We start from the raw sequence: 23,490 nt of genomic DNA on the forward strand, positions 1-23,490 counted from the left end.
TTACTTGTACCTGATGGCCGGGTTAATGGCGGCGTAGAGCACGTCCACCACTAAGTTGATAAGAATAAACTCCAGCGAGAAAAGCAGGACTTCCGCCTGAATCACCGGGTAGTCGCGCATCTCGACGGAATCGACCAGCAGGCGTCCCAGCCCCGGCCAGTTGAAGACCTTTTCCACGACGATCGAGCCGCCGAGCAGGAAGCCAAACTGCAGCCCCATCATCGTCACTACCGGGATCATCGCATTGCGGAATCCGTGCTTGAGAATGACCCACTTCTCGCTGACCCCTTTCGCCCGCGCGGTGCGAATATAATCTTCGCTCAGCACGTCAACGAACGAGGCGCGGGTAAAGCGGGCCATCACCGCCGACACGGCAGCGCCCAGCGTCATGGAAGGCAGGATGTAATGCTTCCAGGTATCGGCCCCGACGGTCGGCAGCCAGCCCAGTTCGACGGAGAAGATCTGCATCAGCAGCATCCCCAGCGCGAACGCCGGGAAGGAGATGCCGGTCACCGCCAGCGCCATGCCAAGCTTGTCCGGCCAGCGGTTGCGCCAGACGGCCGCGATAATCCCGGCGCCAAGCCCAAACACGACCGCCCAGCTCATGCTGGCTATCGTTAACCAGAACGTCGGCATAAAGCGGCTGGCAATCTCCTCCGACACCGGACGGCGCGACACCATCGAGATACCAAAATCGCCCTGCAGAACGTTGCAAATGTAATGGATGAACTGCATATACAGCGGCTGGTCGAGGCCAAGCTGCTTACGCACCAGGTCAATAACGGTGGCATCCGCCTCAGGCCCGGCGACCAGACGCGCCGGATCGCCCGGCAGCATATGGACAAACAAAAACACCAGGACCGCCACAATCAGCAGCGTCGGAATAAGCCCCAGCAGGCGTTTACAAACATAATTCAGCATGAGGTTTATTTTAAATCCGCATCGTCAAAGCTAAAGCCCGTGTCCGGCATGATGTAGAACCCGGTCAACGCTTTGTTATGGGCTGACACCAGTTTCTCCACCACCAGCGGCACCCACGGTGACTCTTTCCAGATAATATCCTGCGCGTCTTTATAGAGACGCGCCTTCTCTTCCGGTTTGGTGGTTTTCAGGGCATCGGCCAGGTCTTTGTCCACCTGCGGGTTGCTGTAAAAGGCGGTGTTGAACAGGGTTGGCGGCCAGTTCTGCGAGGCAAACAGCGGCGACAGCGCCCAGTCGGCCTCACCGGTCGACGCCGTCCAGCCGGTGTAGAACATCCGCACGCCGCTCTCTTTCTGCCCTTTCCCCTCCACTTCTGCCGCACGCTGTCCGGCATCCATTGCGGTGACCTGTACCTTGATCCCCACCTGCGCCAGCTGCTGCTGGGTAAACTGCAGCACCTTCTGGGCGGTACTGTGATTATGCGAGGACCACAGCGTGGTGCTGAAACCGTTCGGGAAGCCCGCCTCTTTCAGCAGCTCGCGCGCTTTAGCCGGATCGTACGGCCACGGCTGATAGCTTTGCGCATAGGCGATCGCCGGCGGCAGCACGCCGGTGGCCGGAGTGGCATAGCCGGCAAAGGCGACCTTCACCAGCGCCTGACGGTTAATGGCGTAGTTGATGGCTTCACGCACCTTCGGGTTATCGAACGGCTTTTGCGTGACATTCATGCTGATGTAGCGCTGCATGATTGACGGGCTGGCGACCAGCTCCAGCTTGCTGTTTTTCTGCAAAATGGCGGCCTGCTCATAGGGGATCGGGAAGGCAAACTGCGCCTCGCCGGTTTGTAGCATCGCCGCGCGGGTGTTGTTGTCCACCACCGGGCGCCAGGTGATGGTGTCGAGCTTCGGCAGCCCCTGCTGCCAGTATCCCGCGAATTTCTTCACCTTCACAAAATCGGTCTGGTTCCAGGTGAGCAGTTCGTAAGGGCCGGTGCCAACAGGGTGGAAGCCGATCTCCTTGCCGTATTTTTTCAGCGCGGCAGGGGAAATCATCGCCGTTGCCGGATGCGCCAGGATATTGATAAACGCGGAGAACGGCTCTTTCAGGGTGATTTTGACCGTCGCCGGGTCGACCACCTCGGTGCTGGCGATATTTTTATACAGGTTATAGCGCTTGAGGCTATTTTCCGGATTGCTGGCGCGGTCCAGGTTAACCTTCACCGCCTCCGCATTGAAGTCTGTCCCGTCCTGGAACTTCACGCCGGTCCTGAGCTTGATGGTATACACCAGCCCGTCGTCGGACACGGTGTACCCCTCCGCCAGCACGTTTTTGAGCTTCATCTCTTTATCGAGGCCAAACAGGCCCTGATAGAACGATTTCGCCACCGCCTGAGAGAGCGTGTCGTTGGCGTCATACGGATCGAGCGTGGTGAAATTGGAGCCGACGGCGACCACCACATCTTTGGCAGCGAACGCGGGGGCAGCGGCCAGGGCTGCCGTCACGCTCGCGGCTAACAACCATCTACGCGCTACAAATGTAACCATTGTGTTCTCCTGCCTGTTGTAAGTTATAACCGCGAAAAAGCGTTGTCCTGACGCGGGGGAGCGACGAAATGACCCGGCCCGACCTCGCGCAGCGTCACGCGCTCCACGGCCTCGCCGCGTTTATGAATATTGCTCGGCATTTCATCCTGCAGCAGCACGCGCTGGCCGTGACGATGCGCCGGATCGGCTACCGGGACCGCCGCGATAAGCTTGCGGGTGTACGGGTGCTGCGGGTTTTCAAACACCGCCCTTCGCGGCCCAATCTCCACGATCTGCCCCATAAACATCACCGCCACGCGATGGCTGATGCGCTCGACCACGGCCATATCGTGCGAGATAAACAGGAAGGCGATGCCCATATCCCGCTGTAAATCCAGCAGTAAGTTGATGATTTGCGCCCGGATAGAGACATCCAGCGCCGAGACGGACTCATCGGCAATCACCACTTTCGGGTTCAGCGCCAGCGCGCGGGCGATGCAGATACGCTGCCGCTGTCCGCCGGAAAACTCGTGCGGATAACGCCATGCGTGTTCCGGCTTCAGGCCGACGCGCTCCAGCAGCCAGGCCACGCGACGCTGGGCCGCTTCGCCGTCGAGCAGGTTATGTACCCGCAGCGGCTCCATGATCGAATACCCCACCGTATGGCGCGGATCGAGGGAGGCATACGGGTCCTGGAAAATAAACTGAATATCCCGCCGCACCGCCTGCAGCTTGCTGTCCGGAAGGGTATCAATGCGCTCGCCGTTAAAGGTAATGCTGCCTTCCTGTGATTCCACCAGACGGAGCAACGCGCGCCCGGTGGTGGATTTACCGCAGCCGGACTCCCCCACCAGCGCCAGCGTTTCGCCCGGCCAAAGATCGAAACTGACGTTTTCCACCGCGTGCACTTCGCGCTTAACGCGGTTCAGTACGCCGCTGCGCAGCGGAAAACGGGTGACCAGATCGCGCACTTCCAGAATGGGTTTACCCGGCACCACGGTGTCCTGCTCGCGCTCCTCCTCCTGTAGCTCAGACGCCTCAAGAGAAATCAGCGGGAAGCGGCGCGGCAAATCGCTGCCGTTCATCGCCCCCAGGCGCGGAACCGCCGCCAGCAGCGCTTTGGTGTAAGGATGCGCGGGCGCGTGAAAAATCTGCTCAACCGGGCCGGTTTCCACCGCGCTGCCCTTGTGCATCACCAGCACCCGATCGGCGATATCGGCGACTACGCCCATATCGTGGGTGATGAATATCACCCCCATCTCCATCTCCTGCTGCAGCACTTTGATGAGCTGCAGGATCTGCGCCTGAATCGTCACGTCCAGCGCCGTCGTCGGTTCATCGGCAATCAGCACCGCCGGACGGCAGGAGAGCGCCATGGCAATCATCACCCGCTGGCGCATGCCGCCGGAAAGCTGATGCGGGTAGCGACCCAGAATGGCCTGCGCCTCCGGGATGCGCACCAGCTCCAGCATCCGTCGGGCCTCTTTGAGCGCTTCATCGCCGCTCAGCCCCTGATGCAGGCGGATGGACTCGGCGATTTGTTCCCCGACCGGGAAAACCGGGTTCAGGGAGGTCATCGGCTCCTGGAAGATCATCGCAATATCCGCCCCGCGCACGCCCTGCATCTGCGAACCGCTCAGCTCATTTAAATCAATGACCTGACGGTTACGGCGGCGCAGGAGCATTTTCTCGCTGCTGATTTGCCCGCCCGTCTGTTCCAGCAGGCGCATCAGCGCCAGCGCGGTGACCGATTTACCGGAACCAGATTCGCCAACTATCGCCAGCGTCTCGCCGCGCCTGAGCGTGAACGATAAATTCTCTACTGCGGGGATGAACTGCCGCTCTTCCTGAAACGCAATATTGAGCTGATGGACAGCCAGCACTTCGCGGTTGTCCAGTTCTTCACTGTGCGGCACGCGCTGCCCCCTTATTCACGATAGATGCCCGTGCTCGGTTCATCACCGGCATAGCCCCAGGCGCGGTACATACCTTCGCTGTTGAACGGCAGGGCCACGTTGCCCTCACGATCCACCGCAATGAGCCCGCCGACGCCGCCCAGGGCAGGCAGTTTCTCCATCACCACGCGCTCGCAGGCTTCGCTGAGGCTTAAACCGCCGTAATCCATCAGCGCGGTGATGTCGTAGGCCGCGAGGGCGCGAATAAACACTTCCCCGGTGCCGGTACACGACACCGCCGCCGTCGCGTTATTGGCGTAGCAGCCGGCGCCCGGCAGCGGGCTATCGCCGACGCGTCCGGGCAGCTTGTTGGTCATCCCGCCCGTTGAGGTTGCCGCCGCGAGGTTTCCGGCCTTATCCAGCGCCACCGCGCCGACCGTGCCCATTTTGGTGGTTTCATCAAGCGGCGCTGTATGGTCAAGCTGCGTCATGCCCGCCGAACGGGCTTCCAGCAGCTGCTGATAGCGCTCCTCCGTGGAAAACAGATCCGGCGATACCGGTTCCATTCCGTGCCCGAAGGCAAACGCCTCTGCCCCGGCCCCTGTGAGCAGGACGTGCGGACTCGCCTCCATCACCAGACGCGCCGCCAGCACCGGATTGCGCAGATGACTCACGCCCGCCACGGCGCCCGCTTTCAGGGTGACGCCGTCCATCACGCAGGCATCCAGCTCGTGCGTTTCATCCCGGGTAAAGACCGAACCGATCCCCGCATTAAATAACGGACACTCTTCCAGCAGGCGCACCGCCTCGGTGACCACGTCCAGCGCGCTTTCGCCCGCTTCCAGCATTTTCTGACCCGTTTCCACAATGGCGTACAGCGCGTCGATATAGCGCTTTTCCTGCTCGGGACTGAGCTGTGCTCGGGTGATTGCCCCGGCGCCACCATGAATTGCGATTACCGCATTAACCATTCGCATCACCCGTTAGCCTGATTTGCGGCTTTTTCTATAAATATCATTATCGTCGATGAAACTTCAGATGATTTTTGAATATAGAAAGACGTAACTGTGATGTAAAGCGTACACCCATCGGGTCATACAGTTAGCCGCACTTTTCTGCCATAATGGCCGCTTTCGTTGTTACTCCGCAGGAGCCCACCATGGATTTTACCGCCGGACTGATGCCGCTTGAGACGGCACTCACGCAGATGCTTGACCGAGTTTCCCCGCTGCATGACGTTGAGACGCTGCCCCTCGTGCGCTGTTTTGGCCGTATTGCCGCGCGCGATATCGTCTCTCCGCTTAACGTGCCGGGGTTTGATAATTCCGCGATGGACGGTTACGCGGTACGCCTGGCGGATCTCCAGACGGGTAACGCCCTGCCGGTGGCGGGTAAAGCCTTTGCGGGCCAGCCGTTTAACGGTGAATGGCCTGCGGGCACCTGCGTGCGCATCATGACCGGCGCGCCGGTTCCGGCTGGCTGCGACGCCGTGGTAATGCAGGAAGAGACCGAACAGACCGACGACGGCGTGCGTTTTACCGCGAACGTCAAAGCGGGCCAGAACATCCGCCGCACGGGCGAAGATATCACCCTTGGCGCGACGGTCTTTTCTGCCGGGCAGAAGCTGACGGTAGCGGAGCTGCCGGTGCTGGCGTCGCTCGGCATCGCGGACATTGAGGTGATCCGCAAGGTTCGCGTCGCCGTCTTTTCCACCGGCGACGAGCTGCAGCTTCCGGGCCAGCCGCTGCAGGACGGCCAGATTTACGATACCAACCGCCTGGCGGTACACCTGATGCTGGAGCAGCTGGGCTGCGAGGTCATTAACCTCGGCATTATTCCTGACGATCCGGAAAAACTGCGCGCCGCGTTTATCGAGGCAGATAACGCTGCCGACGTGGTTATCAGCTCCGGCGGCGTCTCCGTGGGCGAAGCGGATTACACCAAAACCATCCTCGAAGAGCTGGGGGAAATCGCCTTCTGGAAGCTGGCCATCAAGCCGGGAAAACCGTTCGCGTTTGGCAAGCTCACGCGCGGCTGGTTCTGCGGCCTGCCGGGTAATCCGGTCTCGGCGGCACTCACCTTCTACCAGCTGGTGATCCCGCTGCTGGCGAAGCTTTCCGGCAACAGCGCCAGCCCGCTGCCGGAACGCCAGCGCGTGCGCGCCGCCACGCGCCTGAAAAAATCGCCGGGCCGCCTCGATTTTCAGCGCGGCATTCTGGCGCGCAACGCGGACGGAGAGCTCGAAGTGAGCACCACCGGGCATCAGGGCTCACACATTTTCAGCTCCTTCAGCCAGGGTAACTGCTTTATCGTCCTGGAGCGCGAGCGCGGCAATGTGGAAGCAGGCGAGTGGGTTGAGATCGAGCGTTTTAACCACCTGTTCGGAGGCTGACATGACGGTGGAGCTGAGCGACCAGGAGATGATGCGCTACAACCGCCAGATTGTGCTGCGCGGGTTTGATTTCGAAGGCCAGGAAGCGCTTAAGGCAGCAAGCGTGCTGGTTGTTGGTCTGGGCGGCCTGGGCTGCGCCGCCGCGCAGTATCTTGCGGCGGCGGGCGTGGGCAGAATGACGCTGCTGGATTTTGATACCGTGTCGGTGTCAAATCTCCAGCGCCAGACGCTGCACAGCGACGCGACGGTTGGCCAGCCGAAGGTGGACTCTGCCCGCACGGCGCTGGTGCGCATCAACCCCAACGTTCAGTTCACCCTGATTGACGCGATGCTGGATGACGAGGCGCTGTCCGCGCAGATGGCGCAGCATGACCTGGTGCTGGACTGCACCGATAACGTCAACGTCCGTAACCAGCTGAACGCGGGCTGTTTCGCCCACAAAATCCCGCTGGTCTCCGGCGCGGCGATCCGCATGGAGGGGCAAATCAGCGTTTTCACGTACGCGGAAGGTGAACCCTGCTACCGCTGCCTGAGCCGCCTGTTCGGCGAGAACGCGCTGACCTGCGTTGAAGCGGGCGTGATGGCGCCGCTGGTCGGCGTGATTGGCTCCCTGCAGGCGATGGAAGCGATCAAAGTGCTGGCGCGCTACGGCACGCCTGCGGCGGGGAAAATCGTAATGTATGACGCGATGACCTGCCAGTTCCGCGAGATGAAGCTGATGCGTAACCCGGAGTGTGAGGTTTGCGGAGGTTAAAGCAAACGGCAACCTTCAGGTTGCCGTTTTAGTGTGTGCTCCCTCTCCCTGTGGGAGAGGGTTGGGGTGAGGGCATCAGGCCGCACCCGTCAGATCGACATCCGTCCAAACGCGCCCTGCCAGTCCTGCTCAAACTTCACAATCGCCGCATCCACGGCCGGAGAGGTAATAAACTGCTGCGCCACGTCCAGCGGCAGCGTGATGGACTCGCAGCCCGCCAGCAGGCAGTCCAGCGCCTGACGCGGCGTTTTGAAGCTCGCGGCCAGCACCTTTGACTGCGGGGCGTGCAATGTCAGCAGCTGTTGCAGTTCAACCACGGTCTGGATCCCGTCCCCGCCCTGCGCGTCCACGCGGTTAACGTAAGGCGCTACATACTCCGCCCCCGCCAGCGCGGAGAGCATCCCCTGCGCAGCACCGTAAACCGCCGTACCCAGCGTCGGGATCCCTTCCGCTTTCAGCATCTTGATTGCCGCCAGTCCTTCTGCGGTCACCGGCACTTTCACCACCAGATCGTTGATGATGGCGCGCAGCTTGCGCGCGTCCTCCACCATCCCTTCAGCGGTGGTCGCCATCACCTGGGCGAAAAGACGGCCTTTGCCGCCCAGCGCGTCGTGCAGCGCTGGCAGCAACACGTCCAGCGGCGTTTTACCTGCCGCCACAATGCTTGGGTTGGTGGTTACGCCCGCCAGCGGGAAAATGCGCGCCAGCTTTTTGACTGCCGCAACGTCAGATGTGTCGAGATAAAGTTCCATGATGTCACCCTCAAATTTAGCCTGCACTTACCCTATCACGACAAAACCTGCTCAGTAGTTGACCTGCATCAAGATAACTTTCATTCGAAAGTAATTTAATCTTCATATGCAATACGAGAGGCGAAATCATGATCTTCAATATTCAGCGTTACTCTACCCACGATGGCCCCGGTATTAGAACCGTGGTGTTCCTGAAAGGCTGCTCGCTGGGCTGTCGCTGGTGCCAGAACCCGGAAAGCCGCTCCCGCAGCCGGGACGTGCTGTTTGATGCGCGCCTGTGCCTGGACGGCTGTGACCTGTGCCAGCAGGCGGCACCGGGCTGCATCGAACGCGCGCTGAATGGCCTGCTTATCCACCGCGAGAAGCTTGATGAAGCGACGCTCAACGCCCTTAGTGACTGCTGCCCGACGCAGGCGCTGACCGTCTGCGGTGAAGAGCAGCAGGTCGAGGAGATCATGGCGACCGTACTGCGCGATAAACCCTTTTACGACCGCAGCGGCGGCGGGATCACCCTCTCCGGCGGCGAGCCGTTTATGAACCCTGAGCTGGCGCACGCCCTGTTTAAAGCCAGCCACGAACAGGGGATCCACACCGCCGTGGAAACCTGCCTTCACGTGCCGTGGCACTACATCGAGCCGTCATTACCGTACGTCGATCTGTTCCTCGCCGACCTGAAGCACGTCGACGGTGAGGTGTTCAAACAGTGGACGGACGGCTCGGCTAAGCGAATCCTGGACAACCTGAAACGCCTTGCCGTCGCCGGAAAAAAAATCACCATCCGCGTGCCGCTAATCCAGGGCTTTAACGCTGACGAAGCGTCCATCACCGCCATTACCAACTTCGCCGCCGACGAGCTCGGCGTCGACGATATTCATTTTCTGCCGTATCACACGCTGGGCATGAACAAATACACCCTGCTCGGCCAACCTTACTCTGCCCCTGACAAACCGCTGGATAACCCTGCCCTGCTGGACTTCGCGCAGCAATACGCCTGCCAGAAAGGGTTAACCGCGACCTTACGAGGATAAACCTATGACAACCCTGAATCTCAACACCCTCAGCGAGCGCATTAAAGCGCACAAAACGGCGCTGGTGCATATCGTTAAGCCGCCGGTCTGTACCGAGCGCGCCCAGCATTACACCGAAATGTACCAGCAGCACATGGACAAGCCGATCCCGGTGCGTCGCGCTCTGGCGCTGGCGCATCACCTGGCCGAGCGTACCATCTGGATCAAACACGACGAGCTGATTATCGGTAACCAGGCAAGCGAAGTGCGCGCCGCGCCGATTTTCCCGGAATACACCGTTTCCTGGATTGAGAAAGAGATTGACGATCTGGCGGACCGCCCGGGCGCGGGCTTTGCGGTGAGCGAAGAGAACAAGCGCGTGCTGCACGACATCTGCCCGTGGTGGCGCGGCCAGACGGTGCAGGACCGCTGCTACGGCATGTTCACCGACGAGCAAAAAGGCCTGCTGGAAACCGGCATTATCAAAGCCGAAGGCAACATGACCTCCGGCGACGCGCACCTGGCGGTCAACTTCCCGCTGGTGCTGGAAAAAGGCCTCGACGGCCTGCGCGCTAAGGTGGCCGAGCGCCGCACGCGCATCAACCTGACGGTGCTGGAAGACCTGCACGGCGACCAGTTCCTGAAGGCGATCGATATCGTGCTGGAAGCCGTAAGCCTGCACATCAAACGCTTTGCCGATCTGGCGCGTGAAATGGCGTCCACCGAACCCCGCGAAAGCCGCCGCGACGAGCTGCTGGCGATGGCGGAAAACTGCGACGTGATTGCCCACGAGCCGCCAAAAACCTTCTGGCAGGCGCTGCAGCTGTGCTACTTCATCCAGCTGATCCTGCAGATTGAGTCCAACGGCCATTCCGTCTCCTTCGCGCGTATGGACCAGTATCTCTATCCGTACTACCGCCGCGACGTCGAGTTGAACCAGAGCCTCGACCGCGAACACGCTATCGAGCTGCTGCACAGCTGCTGGCTGAAGCTGCTGGAAGTGAACAAAATCCGCTCCGGCTCGCACTCCAAGGCTTCCGCCGGTAGCCCGCTGTACCAGAACGTCACCATCGGCGGCCAGAAGCTGGTCAACGGTGAGCCGATGGACGCGGTGAACCCGCTCTCCTACGCGATTCTGGAATCCTGCGGCCGCCTGCGCTCAACCCAGCCGAACCTGAGCGTGCGCTACCACGCGGGCATGAGCAACGACTTCCTCGACGCCTGCGTGCAGGTGATCCGCTGCGGCTTCGGGATGCCCGCGTTCAACAACGATGAAATCGTCATTCCGGAATTCATCAAGCTCGGCGTTGAACGAGACGACGCCTACGACTACGCGGCCATCGGCTGTATCGAAACCGCGGTTGGCGGCAAGTGGGGCTACCGCTGCACCGGCATGAGCTTTATCAACTTCGCCCGCGTGATGCTGGCCGCGCTGGAAGGCGGGCGCGACGCCACCAGCGGCAAGGTGTTCCTGCCACAGGAGAAAGCGCTCTCCGCCGGTAACTTCGACAACTTCGACGAAGTGATGGCGGCGTGGGACAGCCAGATCCGCTACTACACCCGCAAATCCATCGAGATTGAGTACGTGGTGGATACCATGCTGGAAGAGAACGTCCACGACATTCTCTGCTCGGCGCTGGTGGACGACTGCATCGAGCGCGCGAAAAGCATCAAGCAGGGCGGCGCGAAGTATGACTGGGTCTCCGGCCTGCAGGTGGGCATCGCCAACCTCGGCAACAGCCTGGCTGCGGTGAAGAAGCTGGTGTTCGAACAGGGCACTATTGGTCAGCAGCAGCTGGCGGCAGCGCTGGCGGATGACTTCGACGGGCTGACCCACGAGCAGCTGCGTCAGCGCCTGATCAACGGCGCGCCGAAGTACGGCAACGACGACGACAGCGTGGACATGCTGCTGACGCGCGCCTACCAGACCTACATCGAAGAGCTGAAGCAGTACCACAACCCTCGCCACGGCCGCGGCCCGATTGGCGGTAACTACTACGCGGGCACCTCTTCCATCTCCGCAAACGTGCCGTTCGGCGCGGCAACGATGGCCACCCCGGACGGACGTAAGGCGCACACCCCACTGGCGGAAGGAGCAAGCCCGGCCTCCGGTACGGACCACCTCGGCCCGACGGCGGTAATTGGTTCGGTGGGTAAACTGCCGACGGAAGCGATTCTCGGCGGCGTGCTGCTGAACCAGAAGCTGAACCCGTCGACGCTGGAAAACGACAGCGATCGCCAGAAGCTAATGGTGCTGCTGCGCACCTTCTTCGAGGTGCATAAAGGCTGGCATATCCAGTACAACATCGTCTCGCGCGAAACGCTGCTGGAAGCGAAGAAACATCCTGACCAGTATCGTGACCTGGTGGTGCGCGTCGCGGGCTACTCGGCGTTCTTCACCGCCCTGTCGCCGGATGCGCAGGACGATATTATCGCCCGTACTGAGCATACGCTGTAACGGCATATCCCCTCATCCCGACCCTCTCCCACGGGGAGAGGGAGAAAACACTAACAACGGCAACCTCGGTTGCCGTTTTGCTTTTACTTTCGAATGAAATTAAATTTGTGCTCCCCGTCACCTTGTTATTAGAATGTTTCAAAACGCAGTGACCCAGGAGCACAGTATGACCGTTAAAGTTATCGTCACCGATATGGACGGAACTTTCCTTGATGATGCCAAGCAGTACGATCGTGACCGCTTCCAGGCACAGTTTGAACAGCTTAAAGCCCGCGACATTGAATTCGTTGTCGCCAGCGGCAACCAGTATTACCAGCTCATCTCCTTCTTTCCGACGCTGAAAGACCGGATCTCCTTCGTGGCGGAAAACGGCGCGCTGGTGTTCGATCGCGGCGAACAGATTTTCCACGGCGAGCTGACGCGTCATGAATCACAAATCGTGATTGGCGAACTGCTGAAGGACAAAGGACTGAACTTCGTGGCCTGCGGTCTGGAGAGCGCCTGGGTCAGCGACCAGGCTCCTGAAGAATTCGTGGCGCTGATGTCAAAGCACTATCACCGCTTAAAGCGCATCAGCGATTACCGCGAAATTGACGACGTGCTGTTTAAGTTCTCCCTGAACCTGCCGGACAGCGATATCCCTAATCTGGTGGATAAACTGCACGTCTCCCTGGACGGCATCATGAAGCCGGTCACCAGCGGCTTTGGATTCGTGGATTTGATTATCCCCGGCCTGCACAAGGCCAACGGCATTAGCCGTCTGCTGAAACGCTGGAAAATCTCCCCGCAGGAGTGCGTGGCCATTGGCGACAGCGGCAACGATGCCGAGATGCTGAAGCTGGTGAAATATTCCTTTGCGATGGGCAACGCGGCAGAGAGCATCAAAGAAATCAGCCGCTACGGCACCGACGACAACAACCATCAGGGCGCGCTGAACGTCATTCAGGCCGTGCTCGACAACCATTCCCCGTTCGACGTCTGATCCTTTCCTCGCCGGAGCGTCGCTCCGGCCTCTCACTCTTTTTCCGTCCTGTGGCTTGCGTCAAGTTTTTAAACTTGCATTAACTTATTTTTAACTTAAAGTATCACTTGTAGACATTTTTACTTTCGAATGAAAGATGCGAGGCAGTTATGACCTTTACCAGTGAAACTTTGCCAGCGGATCACAAAGCGGCAATCCGTCAGTTAAAACGTGAGATGCGCGCGCAGATCGGCGACGTGCAGGCAGTGTTTAATAAGCTCAGCGACAAAATTGCCACCCGCGTGGCGGAAATCAACGCGCTTAAGAACAAAGGCGAATCCGTCTGGCCGGTGATCCCGTTTGCGGATGTGAAAAACGGCACCATTACCGACGCACAGCGCGAGGCCGTTAAACGCCGCGGCTGCGCGGTGATTAAAGGTCACTTCCCGCGCGAGCAGGCGCTGGCGTGGGATCAGTCGATGCTCGACTACCTCGATCTGAATAAGTTTGACGAGGTCTACAAAGGCCCGGGCGATAACTTCTTCGGCACCCTGACGGCCTCTCGTCCGGAGATTTACCCGATTTACTGGTCTCAGGCGCAGATGCAGGCGCGCCAGAGCGAAGAGATGGCGCAGGTGCAGTCGTTCCTGAACCGTTTATGGACATTCGAGAGCAACGGCAAGCAGTGGTTCAACCCGGACGTGAGCGTGATTTACCCGGACCGTATCCGCCGCCGCCCGCCGGGAACCACCTCGAAAGGACTGGGCGCGCATACCGACTCCGGCGCGCTGGAGCGCTGGCTGCTTCCGGCTTATCAACAGGTGTTCGCCCGCGTGTTTGACGGCAACGTTGAGAAATACGATCCGTGGAACGCCGCGCACCGTACCGAAGTGGAAGAGTACACCGTCGATAACACCACTAAATGCTCGGTGTTCCGCACCTTCCAGGGCTGGACGGCGCTGTCGGATATGATCCCAGGTCAGGGGCTGCTGCACGTGGTGCCAATCCCGGAAGCGATGGCCTACATTCTGCTGCGGCCGCTGCTGGACGACGTGCCGGAAGACGAGCTGTGCGGCGTGGCGCCGGGGCGCGTCCTGCCGGTTTCCGAGAAGTGGCACCCGCTGCTGATCGAGGCGCTGACCAGCATTCCGGCACTCGAGGCGGGCGATTCCGTGTGGTGGCACTGCGATGTGATCCATTCCGTCGCGCCGGTGGAAAATCAGCAGGGCTGGGGCAACGTGATGTACATCCCTGCCGCGCCGATGTGCGAGAAAAACCTCGCCTACGCGAAAAAGGTCAAGGAAGCGCTTGAAACCGGCGCGTCGCCGGGAGACTTCCCGCGCGAGGATTATGAAAAAAGCTGGCAGGACCGCTTTACCGTGAACGATCTCAACATCCACGGCAAGCGCGCGCTGGGCATGGTTTAACTGTCGTACAGCCCTTCCCGCTCTACGGCGGTGCGTCGTTTCCCCTGACGTATCCGCCGTACCGATTCCCGCACGGCCAGCGTGCCGTTTAGCAGCAATGTTCCCACCGGCGCGTCCGGGCGCATCAGCCGCTGCTGGAGCATATATACCGCTTCGGTTCCCAGCTCATCGCGCGGAACGTGCACCGCCGTTAATGGAACATCCTGAATCGCCGCCAGGTTAAAGCCGTCAATGCTCATCACCGACACGTCCTGCGGCACGCGCAGGCCGTGGTTTTGTAATGCGCTAATGGTGCCCGCCGCCATAAAGTCGCCGCCGACCAGGAACGCGGTAGGTAAATCCTTCCCCTGCACTTCACTGAGCCAGCTGCTGACCATCTGTTCCGTTTCGCGCGCGCTGAAGCTGGGCACCACCAGCAGATCGCGTTTATCGTTGAATTTCAGGTTGTGAGACTGCCACGCGTCGCGGATCCCCGCCAGGCGCAGCTCCATGGTGTAGCGGCGCAGGCACAGCACGTTCATCACCTCACGGTGTCCCATTTCGAACAGATATTCCGCCGCCCGTTCGCCAATGGCGCGATGATCCGGCGCGACGGCAGGCAGACGCATGTGCCGGTCGCGGCAGTTAATCAGCATGCAGGGTTTACCCACGTCCACTGCCAGATCGTGGATATGGGGATCGTCGATGCCAAGAAGGATTGCCGCCTGGGTGTCCGCTTCGTTCATGCGCGCCAGAAACAGCTGGGCGTCGCTGTCGTTCTCCTCCAGCGCGCAGTAGCGAAGGCGCACATCGTGGGACGCCAGGCCTTTACTCACGCTCTGGATCACGCGGTAGTAAAAGATGTCGGACCGCTCGTCAAACGCCCGCTGCGGGGCAAAAACCACCAGGCTGTTAAGCAGCAGACGCCCTGCCGCCATGCCGTCCATCACCCCCAGCTCCCGCGCGCACGCCAGCACCTTTGCGCGCGCTTTTTCACTGGTATTCGCTTTTCCCGCCAGCACTCGCGACACGGTGCTGATCGAGAGCTGCGTCCGGGCCGCGATTTCGGTGATTTTTAGCCTTTTGTCCATTTTGTGATCTGGCTCCATTTGCGAAATGGAAAAATTTTCATAGCGTATTGGTCAGGCAATAGCTGACATAAAGGCCATCATGCCAGAGGGTTTACGTCAGTTATGAGAAATTTTGCACAAAATCCACTTTTGCCCACTCATTTTCTTCCTTAAGGTGAACTTGTCACACAACTTCCATACTAGTTGTATACCAACTTAAGCATTTTAAACGGATAGAAATCAAAGGCATAAAAATCCGTGTGACACCTGAACCTCCGTCCCCTTACCGTCCGTCTTGTGGAGAGTAAAATGAGTCAGGACATCAATAACACCGTAGCGACAAGCAAAACCCGTCGCGTCATCAAGAACCTGCGCTGGTACGTGCTGGTGCTGTTCTTACTTGGCGTCACCGTTAACTACATCACCCGTAACTCACTCGGGATCCTCGCCCCGGAACTGAAAGAGAGCCTCGGGATCACCACCGAGCAATACTCCTGGATCGTCGGCGCGTTCCAGATCGCCTATACCATTTTCCAGCCCCTGTGCGGCTGGCTGATTGACGTCATCGGCCTGAAGATTGGCTTTATGGTCTGCGCCGGGATCTGGGCGCTGATGTGTATTTTTCACGCGGGCGCCGGAAGCTGGCTGCACCTCGCTATTCTGCGCTTCTTTATGGGTGCCTCTGAGGCGGCCGCTACCCCGGCGAACGCCAAAACCATCGGCGAATGGTTCCCGAAATCAGAGCGACCCGTTGCCGCCGGCTGGGCGGGCGTAGGCTTCTCCATCGGCGCGATGCTGGCCCCGCCCATCATCTATTTCGCTCACGCGTCGTTCGGCTGGCAGGGCGCATTTATGTTTACCGGCGTGCTGGCGCTGCTGTGGGTGATCCTCTGGTGGGCGTTCTACCACAACCCGGAGCAGCACCCGAACCTGAGCAAGGACGAGCTGGCGTTCATCAAGCAGGATAACGAACCGCCTGCGGTGAGACTGCCCTTCCTGACCGCGCTGAAAACCGTCTCGAAAAACAAACGCTTCTACGGTATCGCCATCCCGGCCTTTATGGCGGAACCGGCCTGGGCGGTGCTGAGCTTCTGGGTGCCGCTGTACCTCGCCAAAGAGCACGGCATGGATCTGAAGCAGATTGCGATGTTTGCCTGGCTGCCGTTCCTCGCCGCCGACCTCGGCAGCGTGGCGAGCGGCTACCTGACGCGTCTGTACACCCGTCTGTTCGGCTGCTCGCGCGTTAACTCGGTCGTTGCCAGCTCCGTGACGGGCGCGTTTCTGATGATCTCGCTGGGCATCGTGGCCATTACCCGCGACCCGTACATCACCATCGTGCTGATCTCCATCGGCGGTTTCGGGCACCAGATTATCTCCTGCATGCTGAGCGCCCTGGTCGTTGAGTCGTTCGACAAAGGCCAGATGGCGACCGTCAACGGCATGCGCGGCTCTGCGGCGTGGATCGCCAGCTTCCTGTTCTCGCTGTTAATCGGCGTGACCGCCGACAAAATCGGCTTTAACCCGCTCTTTATTGCCATGGGCTTCTTTGACCTGATTGGCGCTGTCTTCCTGGTAGCATTTATTGCTGAACGTCGCGCCAAGCGCGCCTGATAGTGGATGTATTGCATATGAAAACCCTGAAAAACTGGACCCTTGATACGCAGTCGGCAAACCATCTGGAACTGCTGGTCGATAACCAGCACCGCCTGTGCCTGTATGTGCTGGAAGAGAACCTGTTCCGCGTGCTGATTAAACGCAAAGGCGAGCTGGCGCTGGACCGCACCTGGAGCATCGCGCCGGAAAAAGACGTGCCGTGGGAAGGCCGCCGTCGTGAGGATATAAGCGGTTTTTCCTGCCCGGCCTGGACCCTGACGCAACAGGATGAGACGCTCACGGTGGCAACCGAACAGCTGCGCGTGACGGTCCACCAGCCGCTGTGGCTGGAGTGGCACTACCGCAATGAGGCGGGCGAGTGGCAGCCGCTGGTCAACGACCGTCCAACCAGCGCCTACCTGCTGAACGCCCACGGCGACGGCGTGGCGCACTACCTCAGCCGCCGCAAGGACGAGCGTTTCTACGGCCTGGGCGAAAAAGCGGGCGATCTGCAGCGCAACGGCAAGCGCTATGAGATGCGCAACCTCGACGCAATGGGGTACAACGCGGCCAGCACCGACCCGCTCTACAAGCATATTCCGTTCACTATCGCCCGCCGCGACGACGTCAGCTACGGCCTGTTCCACGACAACCTGAGCAGCTGCTGGCTGGATCTGGGTAACGAAATCGACAACTACCACACCGCCTACCGTCGCTGGCAGGCGGAAGCGGGCGATATCGATTACTACATTTTTACCGGCAAGCGCGTGCTGGACGTCACCAAAGCCTTTGTGCGCCTGACCGGGAAAACGCTGTTCGGACCGAAATGGAGCCTGGGCTACAGCGGCTCGACCATGCACTACACCGACGCGCCGGACGCGCAAAACCAGCTGATGAACTTCATCCGCCTGTGCGAAGAGCACGCCATTCCGTGCGACTCGTTCCAGCTCTCCTCCGGCTATACCTCTATCAACGGCAAGCGCTACGTCTTCAACTGGAACTATGACAAGGTGCCGCAGCCGAAGGTGATGAGCCAGGCCTTCCACGACGCGGGGCTGAAGCTGGCGGCAAACATCAAGCCGTGCCTGCTGCAAGACCATCCGCGCTATAACGAAGTGGCGGAGAGCGGCCTGTTCATTCGCGATTCAGAAACCGATGCACCGGAACGTTCCAGCTTCTGGGATGACGAAGGCTCGCACCTCGACTTTACCAACCCGCAGACGGTGCAGTGGTGGCAGAACGGCGTGACCACGCAGCTGCTGGAGATGGGCATCGACTCCACCTGGAACGACAACAACGAATATGAAGTGTGGGACGGGGAGGCGCGCTGCTTTGGCTTCGGCAAAGAGATCGCCATCAAGCACATTCGCCCGGTGATGCCGCTGCTGATGATGCGCGCCTCGCTGGAAGCGCAGCAGCGTTTCGCGCCGGAAAAACGTCCGTACCTGATCTCCCGCTCCGGCTGCGCCGGGATGCAGCGCTACGTTCAGACCTGGAGCGGCGACAACCGCACCAGCTGGGACACCCTGCGCTATAACATCCGCATGGGTCTGGGCATGAGCCTGTCCGGTCTGTTCAACGTCGGTCACGACGTCGGCGGTTTCTCCGGCGACAAGCCAGACGCCGAGCTGTTCGTGCGCTGGGTGCAGAACGGCGTGATGCACCCGCGCTTTACCATTCACTCGTGGAACGATGACCACACCGTGAACGAGCCGTGGATGTACCCGGGCGTCACGCCAGCCATTCGCGGCGCGGTTGAGCTGCGCTACCGCCTGCTGCCGTACCTCTATACCCTGCTCTGGCAGGCGCACGCCGACGACGAGCCGATGCTGCGCCCGACCTTCCTCGATCACGAGCATGATGCGCAGACGTTTGAGGAGTGCGATGACTTCCTGCTGGGCCGCGACCTGCTGGTCGCCAGCGTCGTCGAAGCCGGGCAGCGCGAGCGCCGCGTCTGGCTGCCGGATAACGCCACCGGCTGGTATGATTTTTACACCCACGCGTGGTATGCGGGCGGCCAGTCAATCGTCCTCGACGCGCCGCTGGAAAAACTGCCGCTGCTGGTGCGCGCCGGTGCCGCTCTGCCGCTGAGCGAACGCATTACGCATGTGAGTGCCGAAAACGATACGACCCGCGAGCTGAAGCTGTTCCCGGTGAAGGGCGTCGGCACGACCACCGGAATGCTGTTTGAAGACGACGGCGAAAGCTGGGGCTACCAGAACGGCAACGCGCTGTGGGTGGAGTGGGAAATGGTGTGCGACGGCGCAACCATCAACCTGAAGGTCAACGCGCGCGGGGATTATCGTCCGGCGTGGAAATCGCTTAAGGTGTCGCTGCCTGCAGGGGAAAAACGTACGCTGCTGGTGAACGGGGTCGAAGGGGGCGAGTGGGTGGTCTAGTGCGGCCTGATGCCCTCACCCTAACCCTCTCCCACGGGGAGAGGGAACAGAACGTAGGCCGGGTAAGGCGAAGCCGCCACCCGGCTTTTTTTTAGTTCTCGATACCTTTACTGCGCAGGTAATCTTCGTAATTACCGGTGAAGTCCACCACGCGCTCTGGCGTAATTTCGATCACGCGGGTCGCCAGCGAGCTGACGAACTCACGGTCGTGAGAGACGAAGATCAGGGTACCCTGATACATCTCCAGCGCCATGTTCAGGGATTCGATAGATTCCATGTCCAGGTGGTTGGTCGGTTCGTCCATCACCAGGATGTTTGGTTTTTCCATCATCAGCTTGCCGAACAGCATGCGGCCCTTCTCACCACCGGAGAGCACCTTAGCCGGCTTTTTGATGTCGTCCTGGCTGAAAAGCAGACGACCCAGGATGCTGCGCACCGCCTGCTCGTCGTCGCCTTCCTGCTTCCACTGGCTCATCCAGTCGAAGACGGTGAGGTCGTTTTCGAACTCATATTCATGGTCCTGCGCGTAGTAGCCAATCTGCGCGTTTTCAGACCACTTCACGGTGCCGTTATCCGGCTGCAGTTCGCCGACCAGGGTTTTCAGCATGGTGGATTTACCCACGCCGTTGGCACCGAGGATGGCAATCTTCTCGCCCACTTCCAGCAGCAGGTTGAATTTTTTAAACAGCGGACCGTTCTCAAAGCCTTTTTCAAGGGCTTCCACTTCCAGCGCGTTACGGAACAGCTTCTTGTCCTGCTCGAAGCGGATGAACGGGTTCTGACGGCTGGAGGCTTTGACTTCGTCCAGCTTGATTTTGTCGATCTGACGCGCACGCGAGGTCGCCTGACGCGACTTAGAGGCGTTGGCGCTAAAGCGGCTGACGAAGGACTGCAGGTCAGCAATCTGCGCTTTCTTCTTGGCGTTATCCGCCAGCAGACGTTCACGCGCCTGGGTGGCCGCCGTCATGTACTCGTCATAGTTGCCCGGGTAAATGCGCAGCTCGCCGTAGTCCAGATCCGCCATGTGCGTACAGACCATGTTCAGGAAGTGACGGTCGTGCGAAATGATGATCATGGTGCTGTCGCGATCGTTCAGCGTCTGCTCCAGCCAGCGGATGGTGTCGATGTCCAGGTTGTTCGTCGGTTCGTCGAGCAGCAGGATGTCCGGGTTAGAGAACAGCGCCTGTGCCAGCAGCACGCGCAGCTTCCAGCCTGGCGCAACTTCGCTCATCGGGCCGTAATGTTGTTCAACAGGAATACCCACGCCGAGCAGCAGCTCGCCCGCGCGCGCTTCCGCAGAGTAGCCGTCCATCTCGCCGTACTGCGTTTCCAGATCGGCTACTTTATAGCCGTCTTCTTCGCTCATTTCGGCCAGCGCGTAGATGCGATCGCGCTCCTGCTTCACTTCCCACAGTTCCCCATGCCCCATGATCACGGTGTCGAGCACGGTGAACTCTTCGAAGGCGAACTGATCCTGACGCAGCTTACCGATACGCTCGTTAGGGTCGAGCGATACGTTACCGAGCGTCGGCTCCAGGTCACCGCCGAGGATCTTCATAAAGGTGGATTTTCCGCTACCGTTGGCACCAATCAGGCCGTAACGGTTGCCGCCGCCAAATTTGACGGAAATGTTTTCGAACAGCGGCTTACTGCCAAACTGCATAGTGACGTTGCTGGTAACTAACACGGGGAGATTCCTGCGAAAAGTGTGATAAACACGGCATTATGCCACAATTCCGAATTGAGATCCCGTGTTGCGGCAATCCACTAAACTTTAACAAAATCGAAAAAAATGTGATTTCGTACACATCTGAATTCCCTGTTAGCGGGAATGCACATATAATGCGCTCCCATCACAGATTCAGACTTATCAACTCATCGCCAGAATGGCTTAGATACCTCGCACAACATGAACATGAAATTAACAACGCTTTTAGCGGCGGCGTTAGCCGTAGTAGGTTTTTGTAAGACCGCGTCTGCGGTGACGTATCCCCTGCCAACAGACGGTAGCCGTCTGGTAGGCCAGAACCAGGTTGTGACGGTACCAGAAGGTAACTCTCAGCCACTGGAGTATTTCGCTGCGCAGTACCAGCTGGGCCTGTCTAACATGCTGGAAGCGAACCCGGGCGTTGACCCGTATCTGCCGAAAGCGGGCACCGTGCTGAATATTCCTCAGCAGCTGATCCTACCGGATACCGTTCATGAAGGTATCGTGATTAACAGCGCCGAAATGCGTCTGTATTACTACCCGAAAGGCACCAACACCGTTATCGTGCTGCCAATCGGTATCGGCCAGCTGGGTAAAGACACCCCAATGAACTGGACCACCAAAGTTGAGCGTAAGAAAGCGGGCCCAACCTGGACGCCGACTGCCAAAATGCACGCGGAATACATCGCTGCGGGCGAACCGCTGCCAGCCGTTGTACCGGCAGGCCCGGATAACCCAATGGGTCTGTACGCGCTGTACATTGGCCGCCTGTACGCTATCCACGGTACCAACGCCAACTTCGGTATCGGCCTGCGCGTAAGCCACGGCTGCGTGCGCCTGCGTAACGACGACATCAAATTCCTGTTCGAAAACGTGCCGGTCGGTACGCGCGTGCAGTTCATCAACGAACCGGTGAAGGCGACCTCTGAGCCAGACGGCAGCCGTTACATCGAAGTGCACAACCCGCTGTCCACCAGCGAAGACCAGATCAACAACAACGAAATCGTCCCTGTTACGCTGAACAGCGCGGTGCAGGCGGTGACTTCTCAGCCAGACGTAGAAACGGCGATTGTTGACCAGGCCGTGCAGAACCGCTCCGGTATGCCGGTGCGTTTGAACTGATAGCGAAGCATTAAAAAAGCGGGCCTCGTTGCCCGCTTTTTTTTATCCGTTATTCACGATCACGATCCCGCCGTGGTCGTACCGATAGTGGCAGTGGGCATACTCCAGCGGCGTGCCGTCCTCCAGATAAATCACCTGCTCCACTTCCAGTACGGGATCGGTCTGCTCGCAGACCAGATGCTCCCTGTCCAGCGCGTTGGGCTTAAGCGCCCGCACAACTCGATACGACCCCATAATTTTCAGCCCCAGCGTCTCCTGCACGTACTGGAACACCGAACCTTCAAGATGGTTTTTCGTCAGGCCCGGCACCAGATTCATCGGCATCACCGTGGAATCCAGCGACATCGGTTCGCCGTTCAGCAGACGGAGGCGAACGAAGTCATAGATCGGCGCATCGGCGTTAATCATCAGCGACGCCTGCTCTTTTTCGTTCGGGAAGCGCAGCTCGAAATGCACTACCCGGCTGGTCACCGTGCCCAGATGCGCCCAGGTTTTAGTCGCGCCAAAGTAGTCGCTGCCGGAGAGGTCCCACTGCGAGAGCTGAAAGAAGTTTTTGCGGATGAACGTGCCCTGGCCCTGGCGGGTATAGACCAGACCTTCGACGATGAGCTGGCGCATCGCCTGCTGAATGGTCATCCGGCTGGAGTTGAACTCCGCCGCCAGCGCAAACTGGTCTGGCAGGGGTTCGTTGGCGGCGTACTGCTGGCTGATAATGCGTTTCTTAATTTCCCGCGCTATGGTGATGTACTTCGCCGCCATCGTTCTTCCTTTCAGTTAGTTTTCTATCCCGCTGTTTTTCAACGCCACTCTCTCGGCAATCTTGAGGAAAGGCAGGTAGAAGAATACACCAAATACGATGATTGCCAACTGCACCACCACCGCCCGCCAGTCCCCTGCCGTGGCCAGCCAGGCGCTGAGAATGGGCGGCGTGGTCCACGGGATCATCACCACGCAGCGCGACATTAACCCCAGCGTGGTACAGAGCCAGGCGAAGTAAATGCCGATGGCGGGCAGCAGCACAAACGGGATCATCAGCGGCAGGTTAAACACGATCGGCAGGCCGAAAATCACCGGCTCGTTGATGTTGAACAGACCGGGCGCCAGCGACAGACGCGCCACCTGCTTCGCCGATTTTTGTCGGGAGAAGATAAAGATGGCGATCAGCAGCGAGATCGTGCTGCCCGTGCCGCCCACCATGCCAAACGTCGGCACGAAGATGTTGTTGATGATATGCGGGATGGGCTGGCCGTTGGCGAAGGCCAGCATGTTCTCGTTGGTGTTGATCAGCAGGAACGGCTCCAGCACCACGCTGTTAACGACTGACTGATGAATACCGAGCGTGAACAGGAAGTTACCGAAGCTGTAGATGAAAATCGTCCCCGGCAGGCTGGTGTTAATCAGCCGCAGCGGCTGCTGGATAAAGGTGGTAATAAGATGGATCAGGTCCGTGTGCAGCACGTTTGCCAGTATCGCCGCCAACACCGCGAACAGGGAGAGCGTGAGAATGGTTGTTAACACCAAGCTGTAAT

18 protein-coding genes are annotated in these 23,490 nt (G+C 59.4%); 9 read left to right on the plus strand and 9 right to left on the minus strand.

The window, feature by feature from the left end; all coding sequences use genetic code 11:
* Genes gsiC through iaaA form a run of 4 tightly spaced genes read right to left on the minus strand, consistent with a single transcriptional unit; the run spans position 1 to position 5,310 of the window.
* The gene (gene gsiC, locus IM317_RS17390) at positions 1-921 is read right to left on the minus strand and encodes a glutathione ABC transporter permease GsiC (protein ID WP_023310911.1); all 921 of its coding nucleotides are present in this window, start codon (positions 919-921) and stop codon (positions 1-3) included.
* Positions 922-926: 5 nt separating this feature from the next.
* A complete protein-coding gene (gene gsiB / locus IM317_RS17395; RefSeq protein ID WP_033145024.1) occupies positions 927-2,465 on the minus strand; it encodes a glutathione ABC transporter substrate-binding protein GsiB in 1,539 nt (512 codons plus the stop codon).
* A gap of 23 nt (positions 2,466-2,488) precedes the next feature.
* Complete coding sequence (gene gsiA / locus IM317_RS17400) at positions 2,489-4,360, minus strand: glutathione ABC transporter ATP-binding protein GsiA (protein ID WP_033145023.1); 1,872 nt, start codon at positions 4,358-4,360, stop codon at positions 2,489-2,491.
* Between the two features lie 11 nt (positions 4,361-4,371).
* Complete coding sequence (gene iaaA, locus IM317_RS17405) at positions 4,372-5,310, minus strand: beta-aspartyl-peptidase (RefSeq protein ID WP_033145022.1); 939 nt, start codon at positions 5,308-5,310, stop codon at positions 4,372-4,374.
* A gap of 188 nt (positions 5,311-5,498) precedes the next feature.
* Here iaaA and moeA point away from each other — a divergent pair, with 188 nt between their 5' ends.
* The gene (moeA, locus tag IM317_RS17410) at positions 5,499-6,731 is read left to right on the plus strand and encodes a molybdopterin molybdotransferase MoeA (RefSeq protein WP_033145021.1); all 1,233 of its coding nucleotides are present in this window, start codon (positions 5,499-5,501) and stop codon (positions 6,729-6,731) included.
* Between the two features lies 1 nt (position 6,732).
* Positions 6,733-7,485 carry a molybdopterin-synthase adenylyltransferase MoeB gene (gene moeB, locus IM317_RS17415; protein WP_033145020.1) on the plus strand — a complete coding sequence of 251 codons (753 nt, stop codon included), beginning with the start codon at positions 6,733-6,735 and terminating at the stop codon, positions 7,483-7,485.
* Positions 7,486-7,574: 89 nt separating this feature from the next.
* Here moeB and fsa read toward each other — a convergent pair whose 3' ends face one another.
* On the minus strand, positions 7,575-8,237 hold the full coding sequence (fsa, locus tag IM317_RS17420; protein ID WP_033145019.1) for a fructose-6-phosphate aldolase: 663 nt from the start codon (positions 8,235-8,237) through the stop codon (positions 7,575-7,577).
* Positions 8,238-8,365: 128 nt separating this feature from the next.
* On the opposite strand from fsa, the gene IM317_RS17425 reads away from it, so the two are divergent.
* The 4 genes from IM317_RS17425 to IM317_RS17440 all read left to right on the plus strand — a co-directional run bounded on the left by IM317_RS17425 (position 8,366) and on the right by IM317_RS17440 (position 14,090).
* Positions 8,366-9,265 (plus strand): glycyl-radical enzyme activating protein, encoded by a 900-nt coding sequence (locus IM317_RS17425; protein WP_033145018.1) that lies wholly within the window; start codon positions 8,366-8,368, stop codon positions 9,263-9,265.
* A 4-nt stretch (positions 9,266-9,269) separates the two neighbouring features.
* Entirely contained in the window at positions 9,270-11,702 is a 2,433-nt protein-coding gene (locus tag IM317_RS17430) for a formate C-acetyltransferase/glycerol dehydratase family glycyl radical enzyme (protein WP_033145017.1), read from the plus strand.
* A 166-nt stretch (positions 11,703-11,868) separates the two neighbouring features.
* The gene (locus IM317_RS17435; protein ID WP_033145016.1) at positions 11,869-12,684 is read left to right on the plus strand and encodes a Cof-type HAD-IIB family hydrolase; all 816 of its coding nucleotides are present in this window, start codon (positions 11,869-11,871) and stop codon (positions 12,682-12,684) included.
* A 149-nt stretch (positions 12,685-12,833) separates the two neighbouring features.
* A complete protein-coding gene (locus tag IM317_RS17440) occupies positions 12,834-14,090 on the plus strand; it encodes a DUF1479 domain-containing protein (RefSeq protein WP_033145015.1) in 1,257 nt (418 codons plus the stop codon).
* On the opposite strand, the gene IM317_RS17445 is transcribed toward IM317_RS17440, so the two are convergent.
* On the minus strand, positions 14,087-15,160 hold the full coding sequence (locus IM317_RS17445; RefSeq protein WP_033145014.1) for a LacI family DNA-binding transcriptional regulator: 1,074 nt from the start codon (positions 15,158-15,160) through the stop codon (positions 14,087-14,089). The two genes, IM317_RS17440 and IM317_RS17445, sit on opposite strands and share 4 nt — an antisense overlap.
* Before the next feature lie 288 nt (positions 15,161-15,448).
* On the opposite strand from IM317_RS17445, the gene IM317_RS17450 reads away from it, so the two are divergent.
* Positions 15,449-16,750 carry an MFS transporter gene (locus tag IM317_RS17450; protein WP_023335029.1) on the plus strand — a complete coding sequence of 434 codons (1,302 nt, stop codon included), beginning with the start codon at positions 15,449-15,451 and terminating at the stop codon, positions 16,748-16,750.
* A gap of 17 nt (positions 16,751-16,767) precedes the next feature.
* On the plus strand, positions 16,768-19,131 hold the full coding sequence (locus tag IM317_RS17455; RefSeq protein ID WP_033145012.1) for a glycoside hydrolase family 31 protein: 2,364 nt from the start codon (positions 16,768-16,770) through the stop codon (positions 19,129-19,131).
* A 91-nt stretch (positions 19,132-19,222) separates the two neighbouring features.
* Here the strand turns inward: IM317_RS17455 and IM317_RS17460 are convergent, their stop codons facing one another.
* Positions 19,223-20,818: an ABC-F family ATPase gene (locus IM317_RS17460; RefSeq protein WP_060568790.1), complete on the minus strand. Its 1,596-nt coding sequence runs from the start codon at positions 20,816-20,818 to the stop codon at positions 19,223-19,225.
* A gap of 222 nt (positions 20,819-21,040) precedes the next feature.
* Between IM317_RS17460 and ldtB the strand changes: the two genes are divergently transcribed.
* Positions 21,041-21,961, plus strand: a complete 921-nt coding sequence (ldtB, locus tag IM317_RS17465) for a L,D-transpeptidase (protein ID WP_023310896.1) — start codon at positions 21,041-21,043, stop codon at positions 21,959-21,961.
* A 42-nt stretch (positions 21,962-22,003) separates the two neighbouring features.
* On the opposite strand, the gene IM317_RS17470 is transcribed toward ldtB, so the two are convergent.
* Positions 22,004-22,720 carry a GntR family transcriptional regulator gene (locus IM317_RS17470; RefSeq protein ID WP_033145008.1) on the minus strand — a complete coding sequence of 239 codons (717 nt, stop codon included), beginning with the start codon at positions 22,718-22,720 and terminating at the stop codon, positions 22,004-22,006.
* Between the two features lie 15 nt (positions 22,721-22,735).
* On the minus strand, positions 22,736-23,490 hold a 755-nt coding region (locus IM317_RS17475), incomplete at its 5' end, for a PTS sugar transporter subunit IIC (protein ID WP_193362513.1).

It is taken from the genome of Enterobacter cloacae complex sp. S3 (assembly GCF_014930495.1).
In the GTDB taxonomy this organism is placed as follows: domain Bacteria; phylum Pseudomonadota; class Gammaproteobacteria; order Enterobacterales; family Enterobacteriaceae; genus Enterobacter; species Enterobacter asburiae_B.